9 protein-coding genes and 1 pseudogene are annotated in these 9,280 nt (G+C 66.1%); 6 read left to right on the forward strand and 4 right to left on the reverse strand.

Going from position 1 to position 9,280, the window contains the following annotated elements; genetic code table 11:
- Positions 1-2: 2 nt before the first annotated feature.
- From ACVDG8_RS03805 to ACVDG8_RS03830, 6 genes are all read left to right on the forward strand, one after another.
- A complete protein-coding gene (locus ACVDG8_RS03805; protein WP_447253503.1) occupies positions 3-305 on the forward strand; it encodes a DUF982 domain-containing protein in 303 nt (100 codons plus the stop codon).
- Between the two features lie 248 nt (positions 306-553).
- Entirely contained in the window at positions 554-784 is a 231-nt protein-coding gene (locus ACVDG8_RS03810) for a DUF6894 family protein (RefSeq protein ID WP_447257216.1), read from the forward strand.
- A gap of 61 nt (positions 785-845) precedes the next feature.
- Positions 846-1,784 carry an alpha/beta fold hydrolase gene (locus ACVDG8_RS03815; protein ID WP_447257217.1) on the forward strand — a complete coding sequence of 313 codons (939 nt, stop codon included), beginning with the start codon at positions 846-848 and terminating at the stop codon, positions 1,782-1,784.
- A gap of 28 nt (positions 1,785-1,812) precedes the next feature.
- The gene (locus tag ACVDG8_RS03820; protein ID WP_447253504.1) at positions 1,813-1,959 is read left to right on the forward strand and encodes a hypothetical protein; all 147 of its coding nucleotides are present in this window, start codon (positions 1,813-1,815) and stop codon (positions 1,957-1,959) included.
- 419 nt (positions 1,960-2,378) lie between these two features.
- Positions 2,379-2,786, forward strand: a complete 408-nt coding sequence (locus ACVDG8_RS03825; protein WP_455707540.1) for a hypothetical protein — start codon at positions 2,379-2,381, stop codon at positions 2,784-2,786.
- A 29-nt stretch (positions 2,787-2,815) separates the two neighbouring features.
- Positions 2,816-3,133, forward strand: coding sequence for a plasmid stabilization protein (locus tag ACVDG8_RS03830; protein ID WP_447253506.1), 318 nt, complete (start codon positions 2,816-2,818; stop codon positions 3,131-3,133).
- Between the two features lie 37 nt (positions 3,134-3,170).
- Here the strand turns inward: ACVDG8_RS03830 and ACVDG8_RS03835 are convergent, their stop codons facing one another.
- The 4 genes and pseudogenes from ACVDG8_RS03835 to ACVDG8_RS03850 form a co-directional block, all read right to left on the reverse strand.
- A complete protein-coding gene (locus tag ACVDG8_RS03835) occupies positions 3,171-5,267 on the reverse strand; it encodes an EAL domain-containing protein (RefSeq protein ID WP_447253507.1) in 2,097 nt (698 codons plus the stop codon).
- 177 nt (positions 5,268-5,444) lie between these two features.
- Positions 5,445-6,637, reverse strand: a pseudogene (locus ACVDG8_RS03840) (M20 aminoacylase family protein).
- Between the two features lie 14 nt (positions 6,638-6,651).
- Entirely contained in the window at positions 6,652-7,848 is a 1,197-nt protein-coding gene (locus tag ACVDG8_RS03845; RefSeq protein ID WP_447253509.1) for a diaminopropionate ammonia-lyase, read from the reverse strand.
- A 202-nt stretch (positions 7,849-8,050) separates the two neighbouring features.
- Positions 8,051-9,274: an allantoate amidohydrolase gene (locus ACVDG8_RS03850; protein ID WP_447257218.1), complete on the reverse strand. Its 1,224-nt coding sequence runs from the start codon at positions 9,272-9,274 to the stop codon at positions 8,051-8,053.
- Positions 9,275-9,280 lie beyond the last annotated feature (6 nt).

The following is a 9,280-nucleotide window of genomic DNA, read 5'->3' on the forward strand; positions in this document are numbered from 1 at the left end:
GTATGAGCCGTTTCCTACCGCTCACCATTCGCTTCGTCAGCGGCGGCACGATGGTGGTGACGACCATCGCCGACGCGAAGAAGGCGCTTGCAGGCACATGGAAGAACAAGGAGTCGCCTGCCTATCGCGAAGCGGCGCGCCTGGTGGACGACGCGATGGCGGGGATATGCCGGCCGGCGATCGCCTTCGCCGCCTTCAAGAAGGCCGCCGCGCAGCAGGGCCTGCTGAAACCGGCAAGCCCGAGCGCGGCGCTGACTATGCTCGACCGGCTGTGGCGGGACGGCAAGGGCTCGCGGGGCAATTGACAGCCTTGTCTTCACGCAATTCCGGACAGAAAACTACGGCGAAGCCGCCGAGCCCGACCGCTTCACAGTTTTCCTGGATTGCTCAGCGGCTCGTTCCTGTCCTGCAGGCGCACTAACGTTGCAAGATCGGGGTGATTGCAGGCAGCCGCCACGGCAACGGTTCCCGAGGCGGCAGATTTCTTTTCAGGGTCAGCCACCTGGAACCATAAGCGCCGATATGAATTTGAACCCGAAATCGCCGGGTGACGATGCAACGCTTCTACTTCGACCTTTACAACACCGAACACATCCAGCACGACAGCGAAGGCCAGCTGTTTGCCGACCGCGAGCGCGCCGGCATGGAGGCGTTGCGCATCCTGCACGACGTTGCCCGCGACGAGATGCCGGTCGGCAAAAGCCTGAAGATCACCGTGAAGGTGCGCGACGAAAAGCGCGAGGTCTTCGAGGCGTCTCTGACCCTGGATTCGGCCTGGAGCTAAGCAGCCAAGAGCTGCCGGCCACGGCCAGGCAACCATCGTGAGCGCCAGCCGTTTTGTCCCGATGTTCGAGGGTTTCGAGAGCGCCGAAGTCGACACCGGCGAGGCGCGGATTTTCATCCGGCGCGCCGGCGGCGGGCCGGCGCTGCTTTTGCTGCACGGCTTTCCGCAGACACATCTGATGTGGCGCGACGCGGCGCCGAGGCTGGCGGCGGATTTCACCGTCGTCTGCGCCGATCTGCGCGGCTACGGTCAAAGCTCCTGCCCGGCATCGGCTGCCGACCATGCCCCCTACGCCAAGCGCGCCATGGCGGTCGATCTGGTACGGCTGATGGAGAGGCTCGGTTTTTACCGCTTCCATCTCGCCGGCCATGACCGCGGCGGGCGCGTCGCCTACCGGCTGGCGCTCGACCATCCGGATCGTGTCGACAGACTTGCCGTGCTCGACATCGTTCCAACCGCCGATGTCTGGGATCGTGCCGATGCCAGGTTGGCGCTCGGTTATTGGCCGTGGTCGCTGCTGGCCCAGCCCGAGCCGCTGCCGGAGGCGATCCTGGCAGCAGCCGCCGAGGCGATCGTCGACAATGCGCTGGGCGGCTGGGGCTCGTCTCCGCTAGCTTTCCCGGCCGCGGTCCGGCAGGCCTATGTCGAGGCGCTGCGCGACCCAGCCCATATCCATGCGATCTGCGAGGAATACCGCGCCGCCGCCTCGCTCGACCGTGAGCACGACCATGCCGACCGCAACGCTGGCTGCCGCATCGCCTGCCCGCTGCTTTCGCTATGGAGCGGTCAAGGCGCGCTGGCCGAATGGTACGCGGGCGAAGGCGGGCCGCTCGGCCTGTGGCGGAACTGGGCCGACGATGTCCGCGGCGAGGCGATGCCCGGCGGGCATTTCTTTCCCGAAGAATTACCGGCTGAAACGGCCAGGGTACTCGGCGACTTCTTTGCCGGCCAGCTATCTAGGGGTAGAGCGAGGCCAGATACAGCGCCGGCGCCCCGATGAGGCAAAGCGCGATCACCACCAGCACTATATGGCCAAGACGTTCCGCGCGCCTGGCGATCTCTGCGACCTCATCATCGCTGTTGATGAGGTCGATGAACGACAGATCGGCGCGGCTGTCTGGTTGATTGTCGTTGGCGGGAAGGCTCGCGGCATCGTGCCGGGCAGGCTTTGGTGAGATAGAGGTCAAGAAACGTCTCGCTCCGAAGTCAATCGCGGGGGCTGATTGGGTGCCCGCCGAGAATGGCACTGGGGAATCGGCGGGCACCCAGAAATAGCCGACGACGAAGGGGTTCTCGCCGGCCGCTCAACAATTCGCCAACCTGGCTTTGGTTGCAGCCCTCGGCCCTATGCTCCACGAGTTCGGACTTTAGTCCGACCGGTCCGCTTACCGGATGTCGGACGGAGCCCGGGTTCCTCCAACTGATGGAACCTCTTGCCTGCCCCCCAGTTGCCTTTGAAGCGTCCGGCATGAGGCTTGGTCGCACCGGCTTGGCAAGATGTTTCGATGGAGGCACCGATGTCGCTGCACACACTTCACCCCGAACGCGTCGACGAGGCGCGCATGCATGCCTATTCCACCTTCGCTCCTTGTTGATGAACGCGCTGGCCGAGAAGCTGGCGCGTTCCAAGGGGATCAAGGAACTGGACAAGCTCGAACGGTCTCTGATCGATCTGATCGAGCAGACCGATGTCGCCGCGCCACATGCGGAAGCGATGAAGGAATTCGCCATCGAGCTTGTGGTGTCGACATTGCGCAACGTTCGCGCGCATCCCAACGCCAAGCACGACATGGAAGAAATCGAAGGCCGCCGCGCCGAGGGCCGTTCGGAGAATCCGGACACGCTGGAAGAACAGTTGCAGTCCGGCCTGGAAGATAGTTTTCCGGCAAGCGACCCGCCGGCGGTCGTCTCCACCGCCATCAGCGGCAGCGCCAGGGACATCGTCGGCACCGACGAAGTGCTGCGCCGCAAGAAGGCGGCGAAGCTGCGCAAGCAGGGCTGATTGATCTGCGATACCCAAGGAGAAGAAAAATGCCACGTGGTGACAAATCGAAATACACCGACAAACAGGAACGCAAGGCCGACCACATCGCCGAAGGCTACGAGAAGCGCGGCGTTTCCGACAAGGAAGCCGAGCGGCGCGCCTGGGCGACCGTCAACAAGGACGATGGCGGCGGCAAGAAGGAAGGCGGCTCGGGCCGCGGCGAGCACACCGGCAATCCGGCCGCGCACAAGGGCGGCAGGATGGGCGGCAAGGCGTCCGCCGATCGCCCGGCGGCGAAGCGCTCTGCTTCGGCAAAGAAGGCAGCGGCGACGCGCAAGCGCAATGAAGGCCACGCGCATCATTGACGGCTGCCAATCTCCCCTTGTGGGGAAATCGGCTGTATCAGCCCACCCGCATCTCCCCAGCGCCACCCGTCGCCCGCGCCACGATCGCTTCCAGCGGTTCGGGCCGGTGCAGCAAATAGCCCTGGCCATAGGCGACGCCCATGCCTTGCAGGATCTCCAGCGCGCTCTTTTCCTCGATCTTCTCGGCCACCACCGCCGCGCCCATCGATCGGGCGATGCCGGCGATCGCCGAGACGATCTCGCGGTCGAAGCGGCTCTCGGCGATATGCTCGATGAAGGAGCCGTCGATCTTGATGGCGTCGATGGGGAAGCGCCTGAGATATTCGAACGAGCTCATGCCGGCGCCGAAATCATCGAGGCTGACGCGGCAGTGGCGTTCGCGCGCCTTGCGCACGAAGTCCGCGGCCGCGGTGAAATTGGTGACGGCGGCGGTCTCGGTGATCTCGAAGCCGATTGCCGAAGGCGGCGCGCCGGTGTCGGCGATGGCCTGATCGGCGAAATCCCACAGCTGCGGGTCCGACAATGTCTGCGCCGACAGGTTGAAGCCGAGTGAGATGGCGCCCGAGTGCATCGCCTCGCCATGGCGGGTGAGCGCCGTGCGGATGATCCAGCGGTCTAGCCTTGCGGCAAGGCCGAAGCGTTCGGCCACCGGCATGAAGTCGCCCGGCGGGATCATCTTGCCGTTGCGCGCCTCAAGCCTCGCCAGCACCTCGACATGGCGGCTGTCTTCCCAGGGCAGGCCGAGGCGATGGATCTCCTGGCCGAAGAGTTTCAGCCGGCCGTCCTCCATGGCGTCGACCAGGTCGGCCGCAAGCCGCGCGGCGTTGAGGCCGCCAGCGCCCGAGGCCGTCTCGGGCGAGAATACGGCGAAGCGGTCGCGCCCGCCGGCCTTGGCGGCGTAGCAGGCATCGTCGGCGCAGGCGAGCGCGTCGGCCACCGCCATGGTGCGATCGCGCACGAAGGCGATGCCAATGCTGGCGGCCAGCCTGCGCGAGGTGACCGCGGAGCCGAGATCGGCATCGCGCACCGCGGCAAGCACGGCGCGGGCAAGGCGCTCGACGCAGGCGTCGTCGCAATTCGGCACCAGAAGCGCGAACTCGTCGCCGCCAAGCCGCGCGGCATGCGCGGACGCCGGCAGGCTGGCGACGATGCCGGCCGCGACGCTTTTAAGCGCCAGGTCGCCGGCGGCATGGCCGGCATAGTCGTTCAACGCCTTGAAGTAGTCGAGGTCGACATAGAAGACGGCCAGCGGCAGCCGCTCCGCCATGGCGATGTTTTCGGCAAGCAGCCGGTCGAAGGCCGCGCGGTTGAGCAGCCCGGTCAGCGCGTCATGGTTCGCGGCGTAGGCCAGTTCCTCGGCGCGCTGCTTCTCTTCGGTGATGTCGCGCACGGTGCCAAGGAACTGTCCAGCCGAGCCGACGCTGGCGATAAAGCGAACCAGCGACTCGATATGGCGAGCCTCGCCGTCGCGGCGGACGATGCGATACTGGACGGCAACGACGCTGTCGCTGTCCAGGGACATCCGGTGAGCGCGCTCGGTGACTTCCTTTTCGTCCGGGTGCAGGAAAGTGTGCCAGAGATCGGCCGAAACCTCGTCGCTGTCGGCAGTGTAGCCGAAAATCTCGCGGGTGCGAGCGTCCCAATAACTCTTGTTGGTGCCGACGTCATAGTGCCAAATGCCGGTGCCACTGGCGGCGAGCGCCAGGCGAAAGCGGACATTGATCTGCTCGAGCGCAGCTTCCGCCTCTTTCTGCCGGGTGATGTCGGTCTGCACGCCCATCATCCGCAACGGCCTGCCCTCGGTATCGCGCTCGACGACGCCGCCCCGGTCGAGCACCCAGACCCAATGGCCGTCCTTGTGGCGTAGCCTGAGCTCGGTTTCGATGGACGGGGTCAGCCCGGCAATGTGGCGGTCGCCGCTGGCGATCGCGCCCTCGCGGTCGTCGGGATGGGCGAGGTTGAGCCAGAGGTCGGGCGTATTGGCAAGGTCGCCCTCGGCATAGCCCAGCATCTTCGACCAAGTCGGCGAGTAGTAACAATCGCCGGTCGATAGATTCCAGTCCCAGAGGCCCAGATGAGCACGGTCAAGCGCCAGTGCCCAGAACTCCGCCTTGCGTGTCTTGTCGTCCGCCATGCCCTGTTTGTCTTCTCCCCCTGGAGCGCAATTCTGCCCGAAACGAGAGAAGAAAGAGTTACCGGCGGAGCTGCTGATCTCCTCCCTTGAGGGGGAGATGTCGCCGAAGGCGACAGAGGGGGTCGCCTCGCGTAGAGCGCCAGCGTCTTTCTACAGCGGGCGTCGGCGTTCTACGCGCTAGGACCCCCTCTGGCCGCTTCGCGGCCATCTCCCCTCAAGGGGGAGATTACCAAGCCGCCTTCTCACCACCGCCGCGTGGAACCGCGCGCCGTGCAGCAGGCCTGCGTCGTTGAAATCATAGGCCGGGTTGTGCAGCGGCGCGGTGTCGCCGTTGCCGAGGAAGACGAAGCAGCCGGGGACATGGTCCAGGAAGCGGGCGAAATCCTCCGAGGCGGTCATCGGCTCCGCCGCGATGCCAACGGCATCGTCGGCCAGCACGGTCCCGGCTGCCGCGAATGCCTCCTCGACAAGTCCAGCGTCGTTGAGCAACGGCACGAACTCGCGCGTGTAAGTGATCTCGGCATCGACATTATAGGCCTGCGCGGTGCCCTCGGCGATGCGGCGCATCTCCGCTTCGATCGCAGCACTCACCTGCGGCCGGAAACTGCGGCAATCGCCGAGAATGCGGGCCATGCCGGGCAGCGCGTTGCGGGTGCCATCGGTGATGAGCTCGGTGACCGAGACGACGCCGATGTCGGCGGGGCTCAGGCGGCGTGAGACGATCGCCTGCAGGTTGACCACCAGCGCGCAGGCGGCGACCAGCGTCTCGCGGCCGGCATGCGGCCGCGCCGCGTGGCCGCCAAGGCCTTTCAGCACGATCTCGAAATTGTCCTCGGCCGACATGACCGGGCCGCTCCGCGTCTCGAAATGGCCGACAGGCAGGCCCGGCATGTTGTGCAGGCCAAAAATCTCCTCGAAGGGGAAGCGCTCGAGCAGGCCGTCGTCGAGCATGGCGAGCGCCCCCTGCCCCATTCCTCGGCCGGCTGGAAGATGAAGCGCACGGTGCCGTCGAACCCGCCTTCGTCGGCGAGCAGCCTGGCGGCGCCGAGCAGCATCGCGGTGTGGCCGTCATGGCCGCAGGCATGCATGGTGCCGGGCGTCCGCGAGCGCCAGGGCGCGGTGCCCTGCTCGGCGATGCGCAGCGCGTCCATGTCGGCGCGCAGCGCGATCGCACGGTTGCCGCTGCCCCGGGTCAAGGTGCCGACGACGCCGGTGCCGCCGACACCCTCGGCGACCTCCAGCCCGAAAGCACGGAGTTTATCAGCCACGAAGGCAGACGTGCGCTTCTCCTCGAAGCCGAATTCGGGGTGGGCGTGGAGATCGCGCCGCCATGCGGTCATCTCGCGATGCAAGCCGTCCAGATCGGTCATAAGCGGCTTCCTTGTCAGGCAGTCTGCAGCGCAATGTCTTGCGGCGCCATGCCAACCAGCTCGGCGTAGCGGTCGGGGTCGGTCGCGCCTTCGGAGTTGATGATGAGCACGCGGGACGCGGCGTCGAGACCGAGCGCCGCCCGCATGCCTATGTCGCCCGCGGCGCGGATCAATCCGGCAAGCCCCGCCCCACCGCTCTCGCCGGCAACGATGGCGGCATCATTGCCCTTGGGCCGCGCCAGCCGGTTCATCACCGCGACCGCGTCTTCTTCCTCGACCGTCATGAAGGCATCGCCGACGCGCGAAAGCACACGCCAGGCGATCAAGGACGGCTCGGCGCATTCCAGCATCGTCATGACGGTCGATCCCCGATGCGGGATCGTCGCCGGACGTCCGGCCTCCGCCGAGGCATAGATACAAGCCGAGCGCGTTGGCTCGACGACCACGGTTTTCGGCCGCTTCAAGCCAAGCAGGATCGCCAGATGACCTGCAATCGCAGCCGCGAGGCCACCGACGCCGGCCTGCAGGAAGACATGGGTGGGCGGCTCGGCCAGATGCCGCAATGCCTCGCGCACGATCACCGTATAGCCCTGCATGACAAGGCCCGGGATGCGTTCATAGCCCGGCCAGGACGTGTTGGAGACGATCTTCCAGCCGCGCTCGGCGCCGACCCGGGCGACTTCGCGCACCGCATGATCGTAGCCGCCCTCGACCTCTACGATCTCGGCGCCGAGGCGGGCGATGGCCTCGACACGCTCGCGGCTTACGCCGGCATGGACGAAGATCACCGAACGCGCGCCGACCAGGCCGGCGCCCTGCGCCACCGACCGGCCATGGTTGCCGTCTGTAGCGCAGACGAAGATCATCCCCGAGGCGATCTGGCGCACTTTTGCGTCGCCGATCTCGGCGACATCGACGTCGCGACCGAGGCGCTTGCCGGCCTCCTCCAGCACCAACCGGATGACGGCATAGGCACCGCCCAACGCCTTGAAGCTGCCGAGGCCAAGGCGCTGGCCCTCATCCTTGACATGCAGGGCGGCGATACCGAGCTCACCGGCCAGCGCCGGCAAGGCGTGCAGCGGTGTTTCGACATGGTTGTCGCGCGCCTTGAGATAATGCCCGGCCCGCTCGGCGCCCGCCATGCCGAGGGCTTCGGCGTCGGCAGCGACCAACGGCTGGTTGTGTTCGGGACGTTGGTTGAGCAGCATCATGGCATTCTTCTTTTAGGCACTGAATTGTATTGATGAACGTGAGAACTATTTTGCTAGTGATTGACGTTTGTTTCTTCCCGATGTCGCCAGATGCGAAATGCGATAGAAGACGACGCCGTCGACTGAACTATTTTTGGGTGTAATTGCCTGCCCTCGACGTCAGTCATCCGCGCTTTCTCCTCTTGATCACCCGCTCCGGTGGTCAGTCAACCGCCAGCCTGGCGGCGACACCGAGCAGTATGTTGGCGCCCGCGATGAGCTCGCCGGCAGCGGTGAACTCGGCCGGATTGTGGCTGATGCCGCCGCGGCTCGGCACGAAGATCATCGCGGACGGCGCGATGCGGGCAATCATCTGCGCGTCGTGCCCGGCGCCCGATGTCATGCGCCGGCAGGAAAGACCTGCGGCCTTGGCGCCGGCCTCGATCAGCGCGACGACACGCGCGTCGAAGGTCACCGGCTCGAAACGCGCCAGGCTTTCGGCCTGGATAGTGACGCCGGCGCTTGCGGCAAGTTCGTCGAGGAAAGCGGCAAGTGCCGCCTCCTCCGCCTTGAGGCTCGCCTCGTCGGGATCGCGCAGATCGATGGTGAAAATTGCCCGCGCCGGGATGACGTTGATGGCGTTCGGCTCGAAAGCGATGGTGCCGACGGTGGCGACCGTGCGTGTCCGCGAGGCGCTGGCGCGGTCGGCGATGAAGGAAATCACCCGCGCGGCGGCGACGCCGGCATCGCGGCGCATCGCCATCGGCGTGGTGCCTGCGTGATTGGCCTCGCCGTCAATCGTGATGCGCTGCCAGGAAATGCCTTGCAGGTTCTCGACCGCGCCGATGGCGATGCCTTCGCGCTCAAGCACCGGCCCCTGTTCGACATGCAGCTCGACATAGACATGCGGCTCGATGAAGCCGGGCCGGTGCCGGCCGGCATAGCCGATGCGCTCCAGTTCCTTGCCCAGCACCGTGCCGTCGGTACCGATGGCGGCCAGCGCGTCCTCAATGTCGACGCCGCCGGCATAGACCAGCGACCCCATCATATCGGGGGAATAGCGCACGCCTTCCTCGTTGGTGAAGGCCGCGACGACAAGCGGGCGGGCCGGAACGAATCCGGCCTCCTTCAGGCTCTCGATCGCCTCCAGGGCGGCAAGCACGCCGTAGCAGCCGTCATAGATGCCGGCGTCGATCACCGTGTCGATATGCGAACCGAGCATGACCGGCGCCAGATCGCCCCCACCGCCGCCTCGCCAGATGCCGAAGATGTTGCCGATGCGGTCGACGGCGACCTCGAGCCCGGCTTCTTTCAGCCAGCTGACCAGCCGGTCGCGGCCGAGCCGATCCATATCCGAGGCGGCGACGCGTACGAGCCGGCCTTGCGCATCGCGGCCAAGGCTGCCGAGTTCCTCGATGCGCCGGATGAGGCGATCGGCATTGATCATCAGATT

The organism is Mesorhizobium sp. ORM8.1 (assembly GCF_053005525.2).

Coding starts and splice junctions, on each gene's coding strand:
- ACVDG8_RS03805 (WP_447253503.1), top strand. CDS start 3: ATGAGCCGTTTCCTACCGCTCACCATTCGCTTCGTCAGCGGCGGCACG.
- ACVDG8_RS03810 (WP_447257216.1), top strand. CDS start 554: ATGCAACGCTTCTACTTCGACCTTTACAACACCGAACACATCCAGCAC.
- ACVDG8_RS03815 (WP_447257217.1), top strand. CDS start 846: ATGTTCGAGGGTTTCGAGAGCGCCGAAGTCGACACCGGCGAGGCGCGG.
- ACVDG8_RS03820 (WP_447253504.1), top strand. CDS start 1,813: ATGGCCAAGACGTTCCGCGCGCCTGGCGATCTCTGCGACCTCATCATC.
- ACVDG8_RS03825 (WP_455707540.1), top strand. CDS start 2,379: ATGAACGCGCTGGCCGAGAAGCTGGCGCGTTCCAAGGGGATCAAGGAA.
- ACVDG8_RS03830 (WP_447253506.1), top strand. CDS start 2,816: ATGCCACGTGGTGACAAATCGAAATACACCGACAAACAGGAACGCAAG.
- ACVDG8_RS03835 (WP_447253507.1), bottom strand. CDS start 5,267: ATGGCGGACGACAAGACACGCAAGGCGGAGTTCTGGGCACTGGCGCTT.
- ACVDG8_RS03845 (WP_447253509.1), bottom strand. CDS start 7,848: ATGATGCTGCTCAACCAACGTCCCGAACACAACCAGCCGTTGGTCGCT.
- ACVDG8_RS03850 (WP_447257218.1), bottom strand. CDS start 9,274: ATGATCAATGCCGATCGCCTCATCCGGCGCATCGAGGAACTCGGCAGC.